The 21,056-nt window shown below is 62.2% G+C and carries 25 protein-coding genes; 4 read left to right on the forward strand and 21 right to left on the reverse strand.

The window, feature by feature from the left end; all coding sequences use genetic code 11:
- Position 1 precedes the first annotated feature (1 nt).
- The 19 genes from HEQ22_RS16960 to HEQ22_RS17050 form a co-directional block, all read right to left on the reverse strand.
- Entirely contained in the window at positions 2–334 is a 333-nt protein-coding gene (locus HEQ22_RS16960; protein WP_432769003.1) for a DUF736 domain-containing protein, read from the reverse strand.
- Positions 331–918, reverse strand: coding sequence for a S26 family signal peptidase (locus HEQ22_RS16965; protein ID WP_432769004.1), 588 nt, complete (start codon positions 916–918; stop codon positions 331–333). The genes HEQ22_RS16960 and HEQ22_RS16965 overlap by 4 nt, the downstream gene beginning before the upstream one ends.
- Positions 915–1,355 (reverse strand): DUF2840 domain-containing protein, encoded by a 441-nt coding sequence (locus HEQ22_RS16970; protein WP_432770902.1) that lies wholly within the window; start codon positions 1,353–1,355, stop codon positions 915–917. Before HEQ22_RS16970 ends, HEQ22_RS16965 begins: the two co-directional genes overlap by 4 nt.
- 104 nt (positions 1,356–1,459) lie before the next feature.
- Entirely contained in the window at positions 1,460–1,702 is a 243-nt protein-coding gene (locus tag HEQ22_RS16975; RefSeq protein ID WP_037557574.1) for a helix-turn-helix transcriptional regulator, read from the reverse strand.
- A 102-nt stretch (positions 1,703–1,804) separates the two neighbouring features.
- Entirely contained in the window at positions 1,805–2,332 is a 528-nt protein-coding gene (locus HEQ22_RS16980; protein ID WP_432769005.1) for a DUF2285 domain-containing protein, read from the reverse strand.
- Positions 2,295–2,582 carry a transcriptional regulator domain-containing protein gene (locus tag HEQ22_RS16985; protein ID WP_432769006.1) on the reverse strand — a complete coding sequence of 96 codons (288 nt, stop codon included), beginning with the start codon at positions 2,580–2,582 and terminating at the stop codon, positions 2,295–2,297. The genes HEQ22_RS16980 and HEQ22_RS16985 overlap by 38 nt, the downstream gene beginning before the upstream one ends.
- 122 nt (positions 2,583–2,704) lie before the next feature.
- Positions 2,705–3,019: a DUF736 domain-containing protein gene (locus tag HEQ22_RS16990; RefSeq protein WP_432769007.1), complete on the reverse strand. Its 315-nt coding sequence runs from the start codon at positions 3,017–3,019 to the stop codon at positions 2,705–2,707.
- Positions 3,020–3,329: 310 nt separating this feature from the next.
- Positions 3,330–3,761 (reverse strand): hypothetical protein, encoded by a 432-nt coding sequence (locus HEQ22_RS16995; protein WP_432769008.1) that lies wholly within the window; start codon positions 3,759–3,761, stop codon positions 3,330–3,332.
- Between the two features lie 123 nt (positions 3,762–3,884).
- Positions 3,885–4,049: a hypothetical protein gene (locus tag HEQ22_RS17000; RefSeq protein WP_167919412.1), complete on the reverse strand. Its 165-nt coding sequence runs from the start codon at positions 4,047–4,049 to the stop codon at positions 3,885–3,887.
- A 468-nt stretch (positions 4,050–4,517) separates the two neighbouring features.
- Positions 4,518–4,838 carry a DUF736 domain-containing protein gene (locus tag HEQ22_RS17005; protein ID WP_432769009.1) on the reverse strand — a complete coding sequence of 107 codons (321 nt, stop codon included), beginning with the start codon at positions 4,836–4,838 and terminating at the stop codon, positions 4,518–4,520.
- Between the two features lie 257 nt (positions 4,839–5,095).
- On the reverse strand, positions 5,096–5,527 hold the full coding sequence (locus HEQ22_RS17010; protein WP_432769010.1) for a hypothetical protein: 432 nt from the start codon (positions 5,525–5,527) through the stop codon (positions 5,096–5,098).
- 943 nt (positions 5,528–6,470) lie between these two features.
- Positions 6,471–7,553, reverse strand: coding sequence for a BREX system ATP-binding domain-containing protein (locus HEQ22_RS17015; protein WP_432769011.1), 1,083 nt, complete (start codon positions 7,551–7,553; stop codon positions 6,471–6,473).
- The gene (locus tag HEQ22_RS17020) at positions 7,550–8,881 is read right to left on the reverse strand and encodes a BREX system ATP-binding domain-containing protein (protein WP_432769012.1); all 1,332 of its coding nucleotides are present in this window, start codon (positions 8,879–8,881) and stop codon (positions 7,550–7,552) included. The genes HEQ22_RS17015 and HEQ22_RS17020 overlap by 4 nt, the downstream gene beginning before the upstream one ends.
- Positions 8,878–9,651 carry a hypothetical protein gene (locus HEQ22_RS17025; RefSeq protein WP_432769013.1) on the reverse strand — a complete coding sequence of 258 codons (774 nt, stop codon included), beginning with the start codon at positions 9,649–9,651 and terminating at the stop codon, positions 8,878–8,880. Before HEQ22_RS17025 ends, HEQ22_RS17020 begins: the two co-directional genes overlap by 4 nt.
- The gene (locus HEQ22_RS17030; RefSeq protein ID WP_432769014.1) at positions 9,648–11,069 is read right to left on the reverse strand and encodes a hypothetical protein; all 1,422 of its coding nucleotides are present in this window, start codon (positions 11,067–11,069) and stop codon (positions 9,648–9,650) included. The genes HEQ22_RS17025 and HEQ22_RS17030 overlap by 4 nt, the downstream gene beginning before the upstream one ends.
- Entirely contained in the window at positions 11,066–12,451 is a 1,386-nt protein-coding gene (locus tag HEQ22_RS17035) for an ATP-binding protein (RefSeq protein WP_432769015.1), read from the reverse strand. Before HEQ22_RS17035 ends, HEQ22_RS17030 begins: the two co-directional genes overlap by 4 nt.
- A complete protein-coding gene (locus HEQ22_RS17040) occupies positions 12,451–13,647 on the reverse strand; it encodes a hypothetical protein (protein ID WP_432769016.1) in 1,197 nt (398 codons plus the stop codon). Before HEQ22_RS17040 ends, HEQ22_RS17035 begins: the two co-directional genes overlap by 1 nt.
- 17 nt (positions 13,648–13,664) lie before the next feature.
- Positions 13,665–14,120 (reverse strand): hypothetical protein, encoded by a 456-nt coding sequence (locus HEQ22_RS17045; RefSeq protein ID WP_432769017.1) that lies wholly within the window; start codon positions 14,118–14,120, stop codon positions 13,665–13,667.
- Complete coding sequence (locus HEQ22_RS17050) at positions 14,117–15,394, reverse strand: sigma 54-interacting transcriptional regulator (protein ID WP_432769018.1); 1,278 nt, start codon at positions 15,392–15,394, stop codon at positions 14,117–14,119. Before HEQ22_RS17050 ends, HEQ22_RS17045 begins: the two co-directional genes overlap by 4 nt.
- A 325-nt stretch (positions 15,395–15,719) precedes the next feature.
- Between HEQ22_RS17050 and HEQ22_RS17055 the strand changes: the two genes are divergently transcribed.
- From HEQ22_RS17055 to HEQ22_RS17070, 4 genes are read left to right on the forward strand one after another with little or no spacing between them, the layout of a single operon-like run.
- Complete coding sequence (locus HEQ22_RS17055; protein ID WP_432769019.1) at positions 15,720–16,826, forward strand: DNA cytosine methyltransferase; 1,107 nt, start codon at positions 15,720–15,722, stop codon at positions 16,824–16,826.
- 21 nt (positions 16,827–16,847) lie between these two features.
- Entirely contained in the window at positions 16,848–17,924 is a 1,077-nt protein-coding gene (locus tag HEQ22_RS17060; RefSeq protein WP_432769020.1) for a DUF262 domain-containing protein, read from the forward strand.
- On the forward strand, positions 17,921–18,670 hold the full coding sequence (locus tag HEQ22_RS17065; RefSeq protein ID WP_432769021.1) for an MAE_28990/MAE_18760 family HEPN-like nuclease: 750 nt from the start codon (positions 17,921–17,923) through the stop codon (positions 18,668–18,670). The genes HEQ22_RS17060 and HEQ22_RS17065 overlap by 4 nt, the downstream gene beginning before the upstream one ends.
- A gap of 31 nt (positions 18,671–18,701) precedes the next feature.
- Positions 18,702–19,088, forward strand: coding sequence for a very short patch repair endonuclease (locus HEQ22_RS17070; protein ID WP_432769022.1), 387 nt, complete (start codon positions 18,702–18,704; stop codon positions 19,086–19,088).
- Here HEQ22_RS17070 and HEQ22_RS17075 read toward each other — a convergent pair.
- Together HEQ22_RS17075 and HEQ22_RS17080 are read right to left on the reverse strand one after the other, a co-directional pair.
- Positions 19,069–19,995 (reverse strand): HEPN domain-containing protein, encoded by a 927-nt coding sequence (locus HEQ22_RS17075; RefSeq protein WP_432769023.1) that lies wholly within the window; start codon positions 19,993–19,995, stop codon positions 19,069–19,071. The genes HEQ22_RS17070 and HEQ22_RS17075 overlap by 20 nt on opposite strands.
- A 43-nt stretch (positions 19,996–20,038) precedes the next feature.
- The gene (locus HEQ22_RS17080) at positions 20,039–20,995 is read right to left on the reverse strand and encodes a DUF2493 domain-containing protein (RefSeq protein WP_432769024.1); all 957 of its coding nucleotides are present in this window, start codon (positions 20,993–20,995) and stop codon (positions 20,039–20,041) included.
- Positions 20,996–21,056 lie beyond the last annotated feature (61 nt).

Here is a 21,056-nt window from a genome sequence, read left to right on the forward strand (position 1 = left end):
ATCAGCTCCCGGCCTGCGGCTCGGGGCGCGACCAAAGAATTGACAAATCGCCGTCGTCGGGGCCCAGGCGAACAAGATTTGCGCGCAACGGCGCAGCAAGGCTCGGGTCGTCGATCTGCAGCGCAATATATAAACCGCGCGGACCCGTGCGATCCCAACCGGCCCCGATCTCCGCACCGAGTGCGGGATCTCCGATCAGTAAGCGCCAACCTGGCGCATTCTCTTTTTCAGAATAGGCTGCCGGTGCGAGCTCGATTTGCGCGTCGAACGCGAGCGTCTTGATCGAGCCGGAATATCCTCCCGTCGTATTCCGGCGCATTGTCCCGATGATCATGATGACGTCTCCTTGCTGCGTGATGGCGGGTGGTCGGGTTCGGCGGAGCCCCAGCGAAGCGCCGCCGTCGGATGCGAGCGGGTGAGGATCGGGTGCGCGGTGCCGAGCAGACCAGCTGCCGGCATCGCCCCGAAATAGCGGCCGTCGAGGCTGTCGCGCGCCGCATTGACGAGAAAGAGTTCGTCACCGCCAACGATCCGGCAACCCGTCCAGACGGGGAGCGGACGACCGGCCCGATCGCGCGCCAGCGCGCGGGCGACCGCGACGCCGTTCACCGTGACGAAGACGCCGGAACGGCAGACGAGCGCGCCGGGAAGACCGGCGACCCGCTTCAGCAGCGGCACGTCGCGCGGCAAATATCCGCGCTGCGCAAGGAATGTCCCGAGCGCGGACGGCGGGGCGATGGCGACAAGGTCGCCGAGCCGCGGCGGCGCGCCCACATCGACCCAATAGAGGCCGGTCGGAGCGCTGGCGCTCGCATTCCAGAGGAAGCGCGGCGCGGGCCTCAGCCACGCAACCGCGACGAACGATGTGCTGAAGATCGCCGCGGCCGCCGCCGTGGCGCGGAGCGCCCGGCGGCTCATGACTCAACCGCCCGGCGGCGCAGCCATGCCGTATGGCGGTCACGGGAATAGGGCCGGAATGGCAACCCCGCCGAAATCCGGCTGCCCACATGGCGCCAATGATCGGGCGCCGCATCGCAGGCATCGATGCCGGTCGCTTCGACCGCGTCGATCGCCTCAAGCGCCTGTTGCACTTTCGGCCAGCCGTCGATCCGCGCCAGGATTTCGGCGCCGGGACGGATGAACGGCAGCGTCGAATAAGGCTCGCCAGGCGCCACCGCCGCGGCAATCGCGATGTTCGAATGGATCGTCCCGAAGTCGTTCGACGTCCAGCGTACATACGCAAAGACTCCGCCGGGCCGGAAGGCCGCGACGCGCTTGGCGCGGCTCAAGATGCGCTCGGCTGCGATGCGGCCGAAGCGGATCCACTGCTCGTGTCGCCCTTCGATCCAGGTCATTTCGACCTCTGTGAGCGCGGTGTCATACGGCGACGCGTTTGCGCCGGCGCCCTGCCTTGCGGTCAGCTGCGGGCCCAGGGCCTGCTCAAAATCGACGCCGCGCATTAGCGCTGCACCTGCCGCGCCGGGTGCACGGTGCCGGTGCCGGGATCGGACGTCGACGAACGCCGGCCAAGTTCGACCCAGGCATCGAGTTCGTCGATCGCATAGACGACGCGGCCGCCAAGCTTGCGATAGGCGGGGCCCGTTCCATAGCAGCGGTGCTTCTCCAGCGTCCGATGCGAGAGGCCGACGCGCTTTGCGGCATCGGGGGTGGTCAGAAAACGCGGTGGGTGACCGGTGGTCATGGGGGGCTCCTTCCAGCGGCCGGACCGGAAAGCGCGGGCCGGCGGGCGATGTCGCGTGGTGGCGCGAAAGCGCGCGCGCGGGGGAGCGGCTGATTTGCGCTGCTATTTTTGTCGCCCCGCCCGGCCTGCCAGCAGCGCGCGGTATCCGCCTGCCGCCAGCGCCTCGGCTTCGCGGATCAGCCGCTGGGTCCGACGCCGCTCCGGAGAGGATTTCCACGCGGCGCCGCGACCCACATCCAGGCGCGGGTAGATGAGCCGGCGAGCGACCTCATGGCTGGTTGCGTTCCGTTCCCCGCGAAGATCGAGAATCGACAGAAGCAGATCGAGGCGCTGCGACTGGTAGGATGTCGGCCGAGACACTGCCGACTCGGACGCTGTTCCGCGGAGCCATCGTTGGAGATCGGAGACGGCCTGAAGGCGCGTCTCGGTCATGGAATCACAGGGGATCAGCGCAGCAAGCGCAACACCCGCCGGATCGCAGCGCAGCCAGATCCGGTGCATGATGCGGCCGTCGCCCAATATATAATGACCACCGTCAGGCCCGATCCTGGAACCAAGGCGATGCGTCGAGCGAGCCGGATCGAAGCGCAGGTCAGCGGCAAAGATTGGTGGTGCAGCGTCGAGGATCACGACATTGGGACAGACCGCCGCGTCCCAGAAGGCCGGCGCGTCGAGCGCCGAAACACGCGGATCGACCGGGAAAGCAGAGGCCCCATCGCCGGGCCATGCCCTCCTGCGACGCCGGATCGGCCTTGCGATCCGACATCACGCTTCGATAGTCACGGCGATAGTCCGGACTGCGGCGCAGAAACTCCTGGGCGTAGCCGGGAAAGTCGAGGCGCAGCGGCCCTTCGCTTTTTGCCGTCGTCTCGATCGCCATAACAGCCTCCGGGGAGACCGAAGAGTTGGCGATATGCGGGCATGCGCCAATTCCAAGACGCGGGGATATCCATCCCCAGTAATGGGTATCCCGCCCGGCGCTGCCGGGCGGGTCCCTGCGGCTCAGTCGCCGCGGCGGGTCTGGCGGCTCCAGACCAGGTCGTGCTCATCGCCTTCGCCCGCGAACAGCTGCGCGAAGATCGGGGCGGTGAAGCTCGGATCGTCGAGCTTGACCGAAAGATAAGGGCGCTTGTCCTGCGTCTGCTTTTCCCAGGCTGCGCCGACTTCGATGTCTCCAACGAAAACACGGTGGCTGGGCGCATTGCCGCTCGGGTCTTTTTCGGGTGCGATGCGAACCGATTTCGCCTGCACCGAGAGGGTGGTGATTTGACCCCGATATTCTCCGGAGACTTTCTTGAACGTGCCGATCTTGGCCATGTCGCATTCCTTCCTTGGCTCGGGCCGCACCATCGCGGCCTCGATGCGCATCGGTCGTCAGCGGGGGACCGGCGGTGCAGCCGCAGGCCCGCAGCGCAGTGGAGGACCGCGCCGTTCGTCTTTCTTGTTTCGCGAGGAATGGCGGTACGCCAGGGGAAGAAAGTCGAACGGCGCGGTTGCACCAAGCCGGGCCAGCGAAGCGGCGCGCTGACAGATGGCGCATGTCGAGAGGCCGTAATGGTGCGGCTCGGCGGACGGATGCGGTGCCGGTCGGCCGGGAAGCAAAGAAGGATGAGAGGCGGGCGAACGCCTAGCTGTGCAGCGCTTGTCGCTCGATCCCACCCCCCGGCGACAGGAGATCACGCCAACCGGCATAGCCGGTGACGACGGCGGTCAGGATGGACATGCCGCGCTGCGTCCAAAGATCGACGTCGGCAAGCATCGCGAGCGCGCCCCCAGCCTGGAAGCCAGCAGCAGCGGCGGCGCCCACGAACATCAGGATGACGCCAAGCCTGACGGCGAGCGGAGCCGAGCCGCGCGCCAGGTGCCGGCAGAGGGCATGGACGGAGACACCCGCCAGCAATCCCACCTCCAAAATGACCATCCAGCCGAAACCTTGGTCCCGAAGCGCGAAGGCCAGACCAAGCCCGGCAAAGACTGGTAGTGCGTAAGTCGCGCAGCGAAAGAGCAGCAGCAGACCATAAAATGCGGCAACCGCTCCAAGGATCAGCATCAGGGTCATGAACGTCCTCCTGTCGGACGCGCCCACCACCACCACCACAGCGCAACCTGCAGGCAGATCATAGCAAAAGCCGGCTCGGGGAAGAACCCGAACCGGCTCCAATCTGGAACCAATTCCAGACGCTTAGCGATTGAACGGGTCATATTCGCTGACGATCGTTTCGGGGTCGCCGTCAAACTCATCGAGCGGCATGACCGAATATCCGGCGCTGGTCTCGATGAGGATGATGACGGTCATCATGGTCCGGGCGAGGCTCCATCCGAGCGATTGGGCGGTGGAAAGCGGCATGGGATCAACTCCTGTCCTAGGGAGCGGGCCATTCCCGCTCGACAGGCGCCCCGCCGGACGGGGACAGGCCGCAATCACCGCGCGCGAAGCCGCGGCCCGAGCGAAGCGTGGGGACCCTTCACGGGTTGATTGAAGGAGGCCTGGCCTCGGCCAAGGGAATAGCGGCAATCGAGAGCGGGTATGGCCCGGTCCCATGCGGCAGAGCCCCCACGCCCCACCCGCCCCCGGTTCGCCGCCGCGTCCCGGCCCCCTCGCTGACCTTACAATTCGCAGACCTGTCGACATTCTGCCGTTCGCAACATGTGCGGCCCTCGTCGTCTGCGACAGCCCAGTCGCCGAAAAGGAGAATAACCGAGTGCCGGGCCCCGGAAACCCACACTCGCCAGCACAACGAAAAGGCGGCCCAGAGGACCGCCTTCACGTGATGAAATCAATCGGCTCCGCCCGAAGGCGGAGCCGGGAAACCCGTCAGGCCGGCGGGTTCCAGATGATGACCTTCTTCATCGAGTCGTCGCCGGGGGCGTTGGCGACATTGCCGTAGATGGTCCCGAATTCGGGGGCCGACATCGTCACTGCGATATATTCGGCGCCGGTCGATTTGGCGGTCTTGACCCAGGCTGCGCCAAGTTCGAAGCCGTTCTTGCGGCTGAGGATGCGATAGTCTGGTTCATTGTCCTTGGCCTTGCGGCCGTTCGGGACAATCGCGATCTGCGCGGTGACGTTGAGGGTGGCGAGCGTGCCTTCGAAGCTGCCGTCGGCCTTGACGTTGAGGTTGGCGATGGTGGGCATGGACTTTCTCCTTCGGTTGCTCGGGGGACATCCCCGATGGCGCCAGAAGAAGGGACCGCGAGCTGCCGTCACCGAGCGGAACGCGAGGGCGAACCCCGCATGGGGTTGACGGCCAGAGGCGAGCCGGGCCCGCAGAAAGGCGACAGAAAAGGGGGTGGCCTTGAGCAACTGAGACAGATCTGCCGCCGCGTCCATTCAACGATCCGTGCCGCACTCAAAGGCCGGTCCACCTGACCCACCCGCCCGATCCGGTCCGATCAATCGCAGCGATGCGCACCCCAATATTTGTCCCAGCGCGCAGTGAGGCCGCTTTGGATCATGGCGCAGGAGATATCGCCCGACCGGGGCGATGTGCAGAAGGCGGCGGTGCGGGTGCCGCCGGCCCCGCCGCGCGATAGGCAGCGCATGACCGGTCCGCGCACGAGAATATGGCCAGTCCGGTTCCGCCCTTGCGGCGTCCCGAGCAGGCCGACGAGATGATCGCGCGCCGCGACCGGATCGACGTCCGGACAGGGATGCCCTGGACTGCAGCTGCCATTCATTTCGCGTGCGGCGACCCCGGAAAGGCGAACATGCGGACCTTCCGCGCACCAGATCGGCCCATCGCCATCCCAGACTGCAACGGGGGTGCAGGTGAAGGATTCGCCGGCTGGAACGACCGAGGCGAGCAGGAACAGACTGAATATCATTGCGGGATCCGTAGTGCCGACCGCCGATCGATTCAAACCCCGTAACTATCGCAAGGCGTCAAAGAACCGCGCGAAGCGCGCAAAGAGAAACGCGCTCTTGGCGAGGCCGCAGCCGGGCGGCGTGCGCGCGGGCCTGTGGGCCAGCCGCCGTTCGGCAAGGACAGCGAGCCAAGTGCGCTGCGCGGCCCAAGATAACGCGCGGCCCCTGGCGCCGCCTGCCGGCGCCAGAGCACGCCCATTCAGCCGCGCTCGATCTTTCCGCGGCGAATTGCGAAGTTCAGCCTTTGAAACGAATGACGTGCCGCGGCTCGCCGCAAAGGCCGCATGGCTCTTTGAGCCGCTCAAAACCACCGACGCCGGCAGCTGCTCCGGTGGCGACGCTTGCCTGTGAAACCGAGGAAAGGTCGAGCCGGTCTGTAATGCATTCGTCGCAAAGTGGCGCCCCATCCATTCGCCGGATGAGGGCCTCGACACGTTCCGCAATGGTTGAGCGTCTGACCATTGGGCAGCTGTAGAGAGGGATCGAGATTCGGAAAAGCCGCCTATGCGATCGTAGCATTGCCGATCCCGCCCCGCGCATGCTTTGTGGAAAAGGCTTCAGGCGCCGCATCTAGAGGCTTGTTCGTGACCTGCTGACGAAGAAAGGCTTTTATTTGACACCAGCTCAGGCCGACGCGAAACCAGCGATTATAGCGCCTTGGGCATCCTCACTGCGTGCGAGGTCTGGAGACTAGGAATATCTCGCCGACGTCAAATCGATCCTCGGGAAGATGGCTCGTTCAACGGGTACGAGTTGTCTGTAGCAAACCGCGCTAAAATTCAGGCGCGTGTATTGACCAATCGCTCATTCTCTTCGAACGCAGAGGCGAGCTTGTCGAGCACCTTTCCGCTCGCACCCACTGTTGCCCTTGATAGCGCACCGGGCGACTGGGCAGCGTCGATCCTACCGACCTTTTCCGCCGGGGGCCGGTCGCGCGCGGTCGCAAGCATCGACGATGGCCCTTACCAGACGACGTGGGTTGCGTGCCGAATTGCGCGACCAGTCTGAGACCGCTCCACGGACTTCAGCGCTGCAATCACCGGTTTCCGGATATGCATCACGGTACATCCCTTCGACCACGACTGCGAGTTCCAACGCGTCCTCATCTGCGACTTTTGGCGGGGAGAACAATTCCTCCTCACCCTCGCGCCACATCTTCAGAAAGCGACGCCCGTCGGTGGAGGCTTGCCAGTAGAGATCGGAGCTTGCGTCTTCACGGACGACGCGAAGGAAGCGTTCGGTAATGCCGAACACGCACCAAGTGCCAGGGGCGTCGAGAAAGCCGCCCAGCGCCTCGTATGCGGTCGCGCGCGAGCGACGGTTCCATAGCTGATCGATGGTCTCGAGCTCGTCGAACAGCAGCACGGTTCCCTTGGCGCCGGCCGCTCGAACGAATGCCGTGGTCCAATGAAGTCGAAGCAACGCCTTGGTCCGGCGGTAGCCGTAGTCCGAATGCGCGATGTCGGTTCCAGTGAGCACCCGCCACGCGGCGCTGGTCCCGATCAAGGCGGTCTCGCCCCGGCTCGCAAGCGCCCGCAAGGTGCTCGCCGCCTGCGCGATGTCGGCCTGAGATCGATCCCCAATCGTCGCCAGGGCGTGGCCGACCTTCTTATCGTCGCGCATCAGCGATCCGAAGACGGATCGAATGCCTCGCTCGTCGCCGAACGCGATATTGCGCGCCATGAAGGGCATCATTCGCTGGGGGTAGTTCGGCGGGCAAGTCCTTGCGTTCAGCACGGCTTCCATAGTCGCGAACCCGCTCTCCAGTGAGAGCGCGCGAACGAGGCGGATCGAGTGCGTCTTACCCGAACCCCACTCGCCATTGAGAAAGAGCGGGACCGGACTCTTCTTCTTTTCGAGGATCGATAGCGAAGCGCGGATCGTATCGATCAATTCGTTCGCGCCAACAGTGAGCTGCTGGATGCCAAGGTCCGGCACCGAGCCCCCCCGCAGGACGCGCATAGCTGCGCGGGCAGGCGGGATCATTCGTCGATCTCGCGGAGAATACTGGCCGCTGCGTCGGAGACGAGGGTCGACGCTTCGCTCGCCTCAAAGGTTCCGGCGTCCTGCCTGGCCCGCTCGAGTTCGTCGACGACGATACGGGCGAGCAGGCGCGGTTTCGCGATCCGCACGCGCGAAGCGACCACCTCGGTCATGAGTTCGTCGAGATACTCGTCGGTGAGGGTGCCCGCACCCGTTCCGGGATATGCGATGCGATGGATCGCGGCGATCCGCCGAGCCATCGCCACCATCTCGCCGGAGTCCAAGGGAGTGCGATCCAGATCGACGACCGTCCCACGCCAGTTCAAGCGATCGGACACTGGCTGGATACGCGTGGCCAAAGCATCGTAGCGCGGGAAGTAATCAGGTCCTTCGAACATCTCAGGCGTCGCTGCGAGATACATACAGAGGTGCTTGAAGCCACCTTGACCTCCGGCATGGTCGACATACTCGCGAAGCGCTTGGAGAGATTGCTCTTGGCGCTTGCGCGTCCGGAGTTTCGCCAACTCTTCGATCTCGTCGATGCAAAGAACGAGCCCGGTAAACCCGGAAGCGCGAATAAGCCACAGGATGCCACGCATCGCCTCCGTCGCATTACCCCTCCCGATCGGTGAAAGCGGGATGGTGCCGGTCATGCCGCCACCGAGGGACGTCGGTTTGCCCATGTATCGGCGAGGGACCGACATGCGATCGCCATCGGCTTTCAACCAGCGCGAGACCGCGACCATCGTCTCGGTATCGCCTTCCGTCTGCGCACGGGCAAATGCCGTCAGCGCGTTTACGAAGTCCGCAGACAGATTCGAACGATGAAGGGTTTCACCGAGCCGGCGAAAGATTCTCGCATCCGCATCGAACGGACGCGTAATGCCATCCTCGCGGATGCCGGCCGCACGACGCAAGACACTCGACCACCGTTCAAGTAAATATCGAGCAGGGTCCACGTCGCCGTCTTCCGATGCCGCGCCCGGCATCGCGAGCTTGGCAACAAGCGCAGGGTAAAGCGTCTCGAACCGATCAATCTCGACATGATCGGCTCGGCATTCGAGATGTGCTGTCGCCCATCCCAAGTCTCGCGCCTCGTCCTGAACCACACCGAGAAAATGACTCTTGCCCGCACCGTAGGCACCTCGAACGAATTTTGTGTCCGAGTGGCCATCCTCCCCGACTTCTTCCAGAAGTTCCCGTTGGGCCGCCAGCCAGTTCGCGTGGCCGACATGGACATGCCTCACGCCGGTTGCGATCGTCGTGCCGCGGGTGAGGCTTCGGACGATCGCGCGCGCGAGTGCGGGCGGCATTTCTTCAGTGCCGCTCATCGGGCGCGCGCAACGAATTCGATGCGTCCGACGTAGCCGAAGCGGCTTTCGCCAGGTTGGTAGACGAACAAGGCGTCCTTTGGATCGAGCGGCGGCAACATGCGGAACTCGCTCCCATCGCGCGCGACGGTCGCTCCGTCCTCCAGCATTCTCGACAGTCGTGCTCGAAATTGATCGAGCGAGAGACCGATGAAGCGATCCGCACGCGCATCCTTCCAAAAACGCTGCGTTTGGATGTCGATAACAAAGCGGCCGTAGAGCTCAAGGATGGGGATCTGACCCCCTTCGGGCCGCAACGCGACGTGGGAGCGGCGCAGTTGCTCCAGCATATCGTGCGCGGAGAATCCCTTAGGCACGAGGTCGCGAACCGCCTGACGTATGGCATCTCCGATCGCATCGACGTCGGTGCCGTCAATCGCTTGTCCCGCAACGCGGACGATACGTTTCATGGCCTCGACCCGAAGCTCTATGCCTCGTTCGACCTGAAACGTGGGCCAGATGCCTTCCAGTCGCCAGCCGTTCGCGCGCGCCAGATCGCCGATGTCGGCTTCCAACTCCGATAGCTTGCGCACGACACTTTCATCCAGGTCGGTGATCAACTGCTCTAAGGCGGCCACCGCATCGCGATCGATCGCCGACAAGGCACCGCGCGCCGCCTCCAACAGCCGCGCCGGCGAGGCTTTCTGGCCGAGGAGCGTCTCGAAGGCCGTCACCGGCCGCAAGCGGCCCGACACGGAGCGCGAGACATCGTCCAAGCGGTTCTTCTTCATGCTGCACCACCCTTGGCGGCATCGTTCGCCGCTTCCCATTCGAGCCGTTCCGGTAGAACGGCGACGACACGTTCCGCGAAATCCTCGCGAAGCGACACGAACATCTTATCGAGCGTATTTCCAGACGCAAAGAAGACCTCGCCTTGGAGCAAGCCCTGCGTCTTGATCGCCAGCATCAACCGGTGGAAATCCACCATCTCGATCGCCAGTCCGTCTTCCACACCGAGCGCCATGGCCATCAGTGCGACGCTATCGAACGGCGTGTGACCGACCGATCTCCTGACCGTACGATACCCACGCGCCAGATAGGTGGCGATCGTCCTGGTATCGGTCCGCCGCTCGGGCGTCTCGATGTCGAGATAAGCGTGACACGATACTGCCGCGAAACCCTCCCAGAGAAAGGGCGCGGTACCATGGATGAGGCGGTTACGCGCCGAGGCCCAGCGAAGGGCGATCGGCGTAGGATGCCAACGCCATTTTCGACGTGCCTGCAGATCTCCGGTCTGCCGGCCCTTGGTCAGAAAGCCTAGATCGACCAGCTGTTCGAAGCGAGGGATCGTCTGGTGGTCGGCGTTCTTGTGGGCGCGCCTCAGTGCACTCCCAGACGCCGCCGCCATGAGCGCCTTTCGTTTGGCCGCCGGATTCATGGGGCGCGGCGCCCGCCGGCGATTATCCATCACGCCTGTGGGCGGCGCTATGCCCAATTCTTCGCAGATGGTAGCCGCCAGTTCGAGCGCAGTCCTGTACGCTGGGATTTCCGGCGGTCGGATGTCGTGTTGCGCTTTCGATAAAACTGACGACAAGGCGCCCGCAAGCATCTTTCCCGCATCGACCGTCTCGATGTCTGCGCCTTCTGAGCGCGCACCGATCGCGTCGATCAAGGCGAGAGTGACGGTGTCGATCTCAATGACGTGGTAGAGAAAGAAGATCCGCTCCACCATCGTGAGCGGAAAGGGATTCCAAGCGTCCGGGTCGCCGTCAAGGAACGCTCCGATGCCCTTGTCCGCGAACAGCGCATGTAGGGTCAGGCCGCGCTCCGTGATCTGGTTGCCACGTCCAAGCAACCCAACGTTGCGGCCCCAATCGACGATCTTATAGGTCGTCGGAGCGGTGATCGCGAACAGCAATGACGGAAGGTCTGCATCGACGATCAGGCCTTCCGCGACTGTCGGCGTCTTCTTCGCTTCGACCGTCTCCCGCCACCAATCTTTCTCGTACCAGGTCATTCGCTCGCCGACCCTCCCGGCGAGAGCGCCATGGCCGGCTGCGTCTTCGAACAAGGGTCGCCGCAACCGACGCAGAATCGTTTCGGTCGGCACGCTTCGACGCTCGGTGCCGAGCGCAGCAACCAGCGCCTTGAGGAACCCAAGGCGCAGGTAGAAGTCTTGAAACTTGGTCCAAGGCAGCGCGGTGCTCAAAACGCCTCTCCCCCGTGGGCCACGTTGCGTGGCCGGACATCGGCGACCACGAAGCGGTGGACGTCGCTTACTGCGCTGGAGAAGATCGCCTGTCCAACGTCCAGACTGCGGATCAATTCGGGAAGATCGAGTTCCCGATTGGACAGCCTTACCTTGGCAGGGCGCGCGTTCTGAAGTAGCCCGCACACGGCGGTAATATCGTCGGCGACGCTCAGTCGGTGGACGATGAACGTATCGATCTGGCTCGCCGCCTTCTCGGATACCGCGCCCTTCGGACGCTGTGTGGCCAGCCAGAGGGACAGCCCGAAATTGCGGCCTTCGAGAACGAACGAATCCAGAGCTTGGCGCGCTGTGCTGCCACCCTGCGCCGGCATCAGGATTTGAGCTTCATCGATTGCCAGGATCGTCCTAGGAACATGCTTCTCGAGTTCAGTCGTGAGTTGCGCGGTCATGGCCGCGTCGTCTGTCTTGAGCGCAAGACGTCGGCGCAACTGGCTTGCATGCATGCGATCGGCCTTGAGCTTCCGCACGATTACCGTGGTCAGCACCGTGCGAAGGTCGTCAGTAAGCCTGCCGAGGCAGAGGATGGACAGCGTCCCGACACGCGCGAATTCGGTGAGGGCCGTGCCAGACGGCGAGCTGAATAGCGGCATTCGCGCAAAGGAGCGAAGGGGCTGCACGACGCTACGACGCGTTTCCGAGGCGTAGAAAGCGACGATGTCGGGGTCGCGGTCGATGCACTCGATCAGATCCTCGATGCCGTAACCGTCGATCGGATCACGGTCCGTGCCACTGTCGTCGATCCATCCAAGCTCAGTGACCTTGCGGTAGGCCTCATCGATCAGTCGTCCACGGGTCTCCGTCATCAGGTCGGTGCGAAGAAGGAGCGACCAGTCGCCGGCGTCGAGTGACGAGACAGGCAACTGGAAGTCGATGAATTCGGGAGGGTCGGTCTCCCAACGGTGGCCAGCCGGCATGAACACGCGCGCGTCGATCGGCTCGAGCTCAAGGCCGTTGCCCCACTTCTGGAAGACGGCGTGCTGTTTGCGCATGGCTTCGGGTCCATCCGGCGTCAGCGGATAGATCGCGGTCCAGTGGATATCGAGCGGATCAAGCAGGACGACGGCACGCGGGTCAGCGTGCACGCCGATCTTCGAACCGGGCTGCGTCGCGAAGCATTCGAGCAGCGAGCCCATTCCGTACGACTTTCCTGATCCCCGCTTCCCGACCTCCAGGACCACGAAGTTGTCAGACGCGTCGAAGTACAGGTCTTCGACGTTTCCCCGCTCGGCGAGACGCCCGGCGAGGATCAGGGATTCGCGTTTGTCGCTGCCGAGGTGGACTTTACCCGAAAGGCGAGGCTCGATATCGAAGCGCTTCATCAGAAGCCCTCCTGACCGATGTCGTCGACGATCTTGCTGTCGATCGTTTTCTTGTCTTTGCGCATAGCGGTGGTCGCCGCCTTGGTCAGACGGATGAGCGCCTCGCTAGGCTTGCTCGACATATCGCCGGCGGCAATCTGCTCGACAAAGTCTTCGAACGCGTCCGGTTCGAAGGGATAGAAGCGCAGACGATCTTCGTTGCCCCCGGTCGCTTCGATCAGACCCTCGGGAACTTCCTCGCTGAGCGCTTCTGACGACATTGCCGGCTGATGCACGTCGGGGACCGGCCCCTTCTGGACCAGCGTGCCCAGAAGCTCCACGAGGAAATCGCGAATATCGTCACGACCGGGATTCTGGAATTCTACGTAGTTGGCGACGCCGACGCGGCGCATGATCTCGTCGGACAACAGGATCGTGGGCAACGCGTTCCGGGTCAGCGCGCCGATGAACATGATCAGGCCGAGGCCTTCGATCTCGGTGAGCTCACGGAACGCCGCCGTCCAAGCCGCATAGGTGTCGATATGTGTGATATTCTCGAGGCGTTCGGCTTCATCTAGGAAGTACAGCAGGACCTTGCCGTCGACTTCGCGATACATGTGGGTGAGACCGCGCATAACGGCGCCGAACTCTCGGCTGTCGGTCAGCCGATCCTTTAGTTGAGCAGCAACGAGGGTCATGGTTACCTTCTCGCCGCCGAGCCACCGCATAGTGTCGCGTACGACATTGTCGTTCGGTAGCTGAAGACCGTCCTCGATCGCCACCGCGACATCCTCGAGATGCACGATCTCCCGGATAGGGCGCGCCTTCCCGTCGGCAACCATCTTAAAATACTCGGTCGCGACCCGGCGCACGTCGACCAGATTGAGCTCGCGTAGGAACTGCCCGAACAAGGTCGAGAACGGCTCCTTCGCGGTATAGGCAGAGCACTTCAGATAGATCGGCACGACGCCTAGGCCATCATGAGCCGATTTGAACTTGAGATTCAGGCTGAGGTGCGTCTTGCCGCGGCCGTAGTCGCCGAAGACGACGGCCTTGTAACCCGCGCGGCCGTAGCATGCGCCTTCGATCTCACCGATCAAATAGTCGCGCTTCTTCTGCTCCCGGCTCCCGAACAGAAGTCCGGGCTGGGTTTCGGGCGTGATCTTGAACGACGCGAAGCCCGGCCGAAGGAAGAACCAGCTGTCCATGGTCTTCATTATCATTACTCCTTAACTTAGGCGGCGACGCGCCCGATGAATTCCCGCACCGCGCGAACGACGTGGCGCCCTTGTGGTGTCGCCGACGTGGCCGACACCCCGAGTTCGAAGTTCCCTGCAATACCTCCCCAAGTGAGGTTCGCGCTGGTCACGATCGCTCGCGCATGACCGCGGCCGCGCGGGGTGACGACATAGGCCTTGGCATGGACGCGATCGTTCGCGACTACCGTCTTCCGCCAAAAGGCGGGAGGACCGGGAAGGCGCGCGACAAGAGCCGCGGCCGCAGCGCTCGACGTGACGATACGGAATCCGCAGGACGCTTCGCGGGTAACGATAGCGAGCCGTGCGATCCGATTCATCATTCGCTCGTCGATGAACGGCGCGCAGAACGCGATGTCGGACAAGCGGTCCGGCTGGGCGATCGCACGATCAATGAGACGTTCCACGTCACGGCCGGTCGAAATGTCGATCATTCGGTGGCTCCCAAGGCGCGGCGGCGGCTGCGGCCGAGTTCCATCGCCTGCGTCCGAACACGCGCTTCGGGGATTCCGAGCGACTTCGCCAGGCGACGGCGTCGGCTCGGATCTTCCAAAAGTCCACGCAGGCTCCACTGATCCTCCAGCGCGAGAGCGCGCAGATGTGAAGCGATCCCGTTGCCGTCGGGGGTTCGACGAACCAGCCGATCGAACAGATCGCCGCCATCGCCGACACGCAAGGTACTGGCCTCGCCGATCACCGGCAGCCGGTCGACGACTTCGCCCACGTCGTCGTGGAAAACGAGAATCTGGCGGATCGCGGCCGTGAGACCGCGCATATGTCCATGACGAGTCCAGTCGACGCCAGCGAGCGTGGCGATCTCGCGATCTTCAAGACCGCTCAGTTGCTGGCTCCAATCGAGCCAGTAGGCCTTGTCGACACGATCCGGCTCGATCCGTCCGGCATTCTCGACGCGCGTCCGAACGAGGCTCACGACGCCCTCGGCCACGGACAGGATGATCTCGGTAAGATCGTCCGTCCGCTCGCCAAGACCAGGAAGAGTCACCTCGGTGCCTGCGATACGCGCTAGCAGATCGGGTCGAAAGCTGGACGGATCAAGGGACTTCCAAGTAGCAGAGATAACGGTACCGTCGAACTCGACAGCGCGATCCGCATCACCCTCCGCGCCGACACGGTATACGCGCCCGCCGGACAATATCGCCAGCAACTTGGCCTGCAGCGCCGGCGGCACGTCCCCTACCTCGTCAAGAAAAACGACACCTCCGGTAAGTTGTGCCGCGACGGGGGTGCGACCTTCGCGACCCCGTGCGGCCTTTTCAAAGATGCCGGCCGTGTCGCCCGCGCCGGTGTATGCAGTCTTCACACTGCCGAACAGCTGGACGTCGGCGATCGATTCAACGAGACCGGTCAGCGGAAGTTCTACGTACCAATCGATCAGCGAGCGGACGGAGATGAGATTTCCCCCTTCTACTTTCAGATCGGTCAGGATGCGCTCGGCGTCCACTTCGGTCAGCATGGCAACGCGCACGAGAGCAGCGACCGCTCGCGCGGCGGTCGACTTGCCCGCGCCGGTCGGTCCGCGAATGAGCAGGGTGTTGGTGGCGGGATTGAGCGCGAATGCGAGAAGGCGTTCACGCAGATCCGTCATCGCCTCTGTCTTGCCCGGCAAGATGCGCTCCAAGAAGCGACGCATAGGAGCGAGTGCCGGGGGCTCAGCGATGATCTTGGCAGTGGAAGCGTGGTCCGACATGTCATTCTCCAGTGGTGCCTCGTCAAAAGCAATGACTGTGCCAATCGCTTGAAATGGCGAAAAACTGCCGTTCCCTGCTAACGAATCGAGATTCGTTTCATGGCGATTGCCAACATAACATGGCAATCGCCATGAAAGTATGAAGCCGGTCGCACTGCATATTGGAGGGTCGGCATCTGCGCTCGAACATAAGGAGCTAATATGCTCCCGCTGGAGGATGTAGCTTTGATGTAACCGATTCGACATTAATCGGTCGAACCACTATGGTGGACGGGATACGTTTGTATCTAGGCAAATCACCTCCCGCTGGTCTATCGCTGCCGTGATGGACGCTAACGGAATTCTTCAGGTAGAGGCGGGTGGCTTCAGCACCGCGGTGATCGACCTATTTTGCGGTGCCGGAGGCTTGACGTACGGACTCAAATCCGCGGGACTAACGGTCAAGACCGGCGTCGATCTCGATCCAAACTGCAAACACCCTCTTGAAGAGAATACCGGCGCGAAGTTCGAATGCCGCGATGTGGAAGATCTGACCCCGGCCGACCTCAAGGCTTGGTTCGGGGATGCGGATGTTCGAGTGCTCGCAGGATGCGCGCCGTGCCAGCCGTTCTCGACTTATTCGCAGAGCCGAAAGTCGGTGGACGGTCGCTGGGAGCTGCTCAAGCATTTCCAGCGCTTGGCGATTGAGCTGAAGCCCGAGATCGTTACGATGGAGAACGTGCCAGGCCTAGCTAATCAGGAGGTCTGGAAAGAATTCATCTCGGCACTCGAAATTGCGAAGTATCAGGTGTCGTGGTGCGAGGTCGCCTGCGAAGAGTACCAGGTTCCGCAAAGCCGTCGGCGCCTCGTTCTCCTGGCGTCGCTTCTCGGTCCGATCGAATTGCAGGCATCTGAGAGCAAACTCAAACTGACCGTCAAGGACGCGATAGGGGCACTGCCCAAGATCGGTGCCGGCGAAGCCTCGGGAGACGACCGTCTGCATGCGAGCGCCGGCCTTGGCGCTAAGAATCTCGAACGCATCCAAGCCTCTACGCCTGGAGGGACTTGGCGGGACTGGCCTGAAGACCTGCGCGCGCCATGCCACCGAAAGACGACCGGTAAGACCTATCCGTCCGTATATGGTCGTATGGAATGGGACAAGCCTGCGCCGACGATGACGACGCAGTGCTACGGCTTTGGAAACGGACGCTTCGGGCATCCCGAACAAGATCGCGCGATCAGTTTACGAGAGGCGGCGATCATTCAGTCGTTTCCGAAGGAATACAGCTTTCTTGCCGAAGACGATGACGTCACTTTCGATCGTCTTGGCACGCTGATCGGCAATGCCGTTCCGCCCAAGTTGGGTGAAGCGATTGGTCGATCAATCCTCGCGCATATCGAAGCGGTGCGGAGTGGCGGTTCCGTCCTGGAAGGACAACTCGACCTGCGCTGAGCGGGATTGCTAGGATTTCGCATGGCACGACAACCTCGTTTGCATCTAATCTCCGCTGAGCAGCTTGCAGCGGCGGAAGCTGAGATCGTCGATAGATCCCGACGCATCGACTTTTACATGACTGAGTACTCGGTCGAACTTCTTGCCGAAAAGATGGCCCGCGACGAGTTCGTCATTCCGGCCTACCAACGAGAATTCACTTGGGAATCAAAGCGGAAATCTCGATTTATCGAGTCGTTGATAATGGGCCTGCCGATCCCCTTTCTGTTCTTTTGGGAGATGGAGAACGGCAAGCTGGAAATCGTCGATGGATCGCAGCGCCTTCGAACGCTGCATGAGTATGTTCTCGGTGATATGACACTGGATCAGTTGGACGAATTGCCCTCCCTCGAAGGGACTCGCTTCGGCGATCTCTCCTCTTCGCGCCAACGTAAAATCAAGAATAGATCGATCCGCGGCATCGTCCTCAACGAACATGCGGACGATCAAGCCCGTTTTGATATGTTTGAACGGATCAACACCGGCAGCAAGGTAGCCAACACCGCGGAAGTGCGCCGCGGGGCGCTGCGCGGTCCATTTCTGGATTTAGTCTTGGATCTCTCTCGTCTACCGCTTTTCGCCGAGCTCGCCCCGGTGTCCGGCAAGGCTGAGCGAGAGCGAATCCGCGAAGAACTGGTGACCCGCTTTTTCGCTTATGGTGATGGCCTCGAAGGTTATCGCGAGCGTCCAGCGCAATTCATGTTCGACTACACCAAGCGAATGAACGAGCGTATGGAGGAAGAACCTGACCTCGTCGATACGTATCGCGCTCGCTTCGAACGCATGCTCGATTTCGTGCAACGAGCCTTTCCTCAGGGGTTCAGGAAACCCTCGAATCCGAACAGCACCCCACGGGCTCGCTACGAGGCGATCTCGGTCGGCAGTCACAAGGCACTGGAAGAAAGTCCTGCCTTGTTTGACCAAGTGCCGGATACTGCCGGGTGGCTCACCAGCGCACTTTTCGGAGAGGTGACGACATCCGATGCGGCGAACACGCGCGCGAAACTCCAGGGTCGCATCGAATTCGTCCGAGCCGCGCTCGTCGCGGACGTCGAATGACCGGACTCTCGGATCGTTTCGACGAACGGTTCGGTGAGATCGTCGCGTATCTGGAGCTGATCGACGGTATCGAGAAGCTCGTTCGCTCGGGTGTTCCGCGCTTGGGCGATGAAGGTCCTACGATCACTGCGCTACAACAACGAATTCTCAATTCCAGCGTCTATCTTCAACTATATAATCTGGTCGAGGCGACTGTAAGCAATTGCCTTGATGCAGTGAGCAAAGCCGCAATGCGGCAAGCAGAATGGGGGCCCGGCGATCTCACGTCCGAACTGCGAAAGGAGTGGGTCCGCTACATGGCTCGGACCCACCTTCCGTCGGGGCCCGACAAACGCTTGGAAGACGCTATCGGGTTGTGCGACTATCTGGTGGCCGCGCTCCCTGTCGCCGAATTTGAAATCGAGAAGGGCGGTGGTGGTAACTGGGACGACAAGGCCATCAAAAAGATGGCGCGCCGTATCGGTTTTGAGCTTCGCGTCAGCCGAAGCGTCGAACGAGAAGTGAAGCGGAAAATTCGGAACGATCTTGGCTCACTAACGCTGATCATGGAACTGCGGAACGCTCTCGCGCATGGCCGGTTGTCTTTCGTGGAATGCGGGCAGGACGATAGCGCTGCCGAACTTCGAGCGCTCGCTATTCGTGTGGCGGCCTATTTGCGGGAAGTAGTCGCGGCATTCGACCGCTATATCGAGGAGCACCTCTATATCAGACCCGATAGACGGCCGGAATACGCTGCCGCCAGCTGAGGAACCGATAACGCCGGAACGCTCGGCCCTCATGGCAAAGATCGGACCTCGGGATACAAAACCGGAGATGGTCGTGCGACGCAAGTTGCATGAGCTCGGCCGCCGATTCAGGCTCCATCGTCGCGACCTGCCCGGCACCCCCGATATCGTATTGCCTGCTGCCCGGAAGGTCATCTTTGTCCATGGGTGCTTCTGGCATAGACACGAGGGATGTCGAAAGTCGACGACACCCAAAACCAGGGTGCAATTCTGGCAAGAGAAGTTCGCTCGCAATATCGACCGCGATCGTCGAAAGGAGGCCGAACTTCGGCAGTCAGGCTGGGACGTGCTGACCGTCTGGGAGTGTGAAACGCGCGACCCCGATGCCCTGGAAGTACAACTTCGCGATTGGCTGACCGCTATAGAGGACGACAATTAGCTTCCAACATCGAAATCCGTTCGGAGCAGATCTCCTGCACCGCCAGGCCCAGTTGCTCGACGCGTCCAGCGAGCCACAGTAGGTCCTCCTCGCTGATCCGATAATGTTTCGAGTAACGGGCCTTTACATAGGCCTCCTTCAGTTTCTCAAAACGCGATCTATCGGCTTTTATGTCGCGCGGCCACGCATCGACCAAACGCATATCGATGCGCTCGGCTTGCGTCCTCAGGAAACCGAGATTGTGGACGTGAGGCGTATAGAAAGTGCAGACGAGCAGGGCACAATGATAAAGGCTTTCAGCCGTTTGATGTAAATCGAACGCGGCTTGCTTCGTGTATCCTTTTCCAATCAGAAATTGAGCGCTCTCAAAGCGCTTCATTGAATTAGGATACCACTCGTCGAAATATTCCCGCGCCATCGCCAACGCCTGCTCGGGCGTCTTCGGCTTCGGCTTGTGCAATTCCTTGTCGTCATATTCGTAGAGTGCGACCCCGTCGCCCGCGACATCCATGAAGAAATAGCGGCCATGCGCCAGCCCATCGTTCACTTCCTGCAGCGTGTGGACGATGAAGTTGACCGGCGTGTGCAGCGTCTTGTCGATCGCAAGCTCACGGGTCAGTCGGTCGTCGAGTTTCGACCAAAAGTCGATCTTGTCGGTCAGCCGCTTGTCGTTGACGATGATCAGCAGATCGAAGTCCGAACGATAGCCCTTGGCGGTGTGCGGCTCATCGACCCAGCCGCCGCGCGCATAGCTGCCGTAGAGGATGATCTTGTCGATCCGACCCTTCTTTTTCCAGCCCATGGTGCCCAGCGCGATCGCATCCTCGAATTCTTCGAAGATGATCGCTTTCACACGTTCGAGTTCGCGCTGCTTGTTGGCCGGGAGATGATCAAGATCGGTTTTCATTGATTTTCATCCTGTAATCCTGCTCGCCGAATGGCAAGCACCGTCAGATCCAAATCGGCACCTCAGCCGCCTTGATGCGAAAATCCCAGACCGGAATGCCGAACGCCCGCGCCTTGTCGACGAGATTGTCCTGGATACCGGTGCCCGAGAAGACGACCAGACCGGCGGGCATCGCGTCGATCAGCCGCTCGTTGCGCTTGAACGGAGCCGCTTTCTTGTGCCGGTTCCAGTCGGGCCGGAACGCCACCTGCGGCACGCCGCGCGCATCGGCCCAGCAGGCGGCAGCGCGCTCGGCGCCGGTGGGCGTCGCACCATGCATCAGCACCATGTCGGCATGACGGGCATGCACCTTGTCGAGCGCCGACCAGATATGCTTGTGATCGTTGCACGCAGGACCGCCGCTGAAGGCAATGCGGGTTCCCTCGGGGATCAGGGCCTTGGCCTTTTCGCGGAGACGCTTGTCCATGAAGTCGCGGCTGTCGATCATCGCGGCGGTCATCGTCTTGTGACGGACGCGCGACCCGGTGCGGGGGGTCCAGGCCTTGCGGGCATGGATGCGGAACTGCTCGGCAGCGCATTCGCGAAAAAATTCCATCGTGTCGCGCCGCTCGATCATCGTGATGCCCTCGGCGATTGCGCGCTCAAGTTCGACCGAGCGGATTTCGCTGCCATCCTGTTCGCGCTGGAGCTCGCGCTGCGCCTGTTCGTTGCGGTCGAGCTCGCGCTCGACGCGCTCGCCAGCGCGGTGGAAGATATTGACGATGCCCCACAGCAGATCTTCAAGATCGGGCTCGATACGGGTATCGACCAGGCAGCCCGCCAATGCGTCGAAGATGTCGGCGACGGCGCCCCCGGCAAGCCGGTCGACTGGAAGCGGCCGTGCGTCGGGTTCGTCCTCATAGGGCCGATGGCCGTAAAGCTGCATTTCCTGGAGGAGGTAGGCGCTGGCGCCGGGCTGCTGCGGTTCGCTGCGGTCGGGAAAGTCGGACAGGTCGGTCATTGTCGTTCTCTTGTCTGGGGGCCGCGCCTCTCGCGGCCTTCGCGGCGACGCCCCGGCGGCG

Source organism: Sphingopyxis sp., from assembly GCF_050916055.1.
In the GTDB taxonomy this organism is placed as follows: domain Bacteria; phylum Pseudomonadota; class Alphaproteobacteria; order Sphingomonadales; family Sphingomonadaceae; genus Sphingopyxis.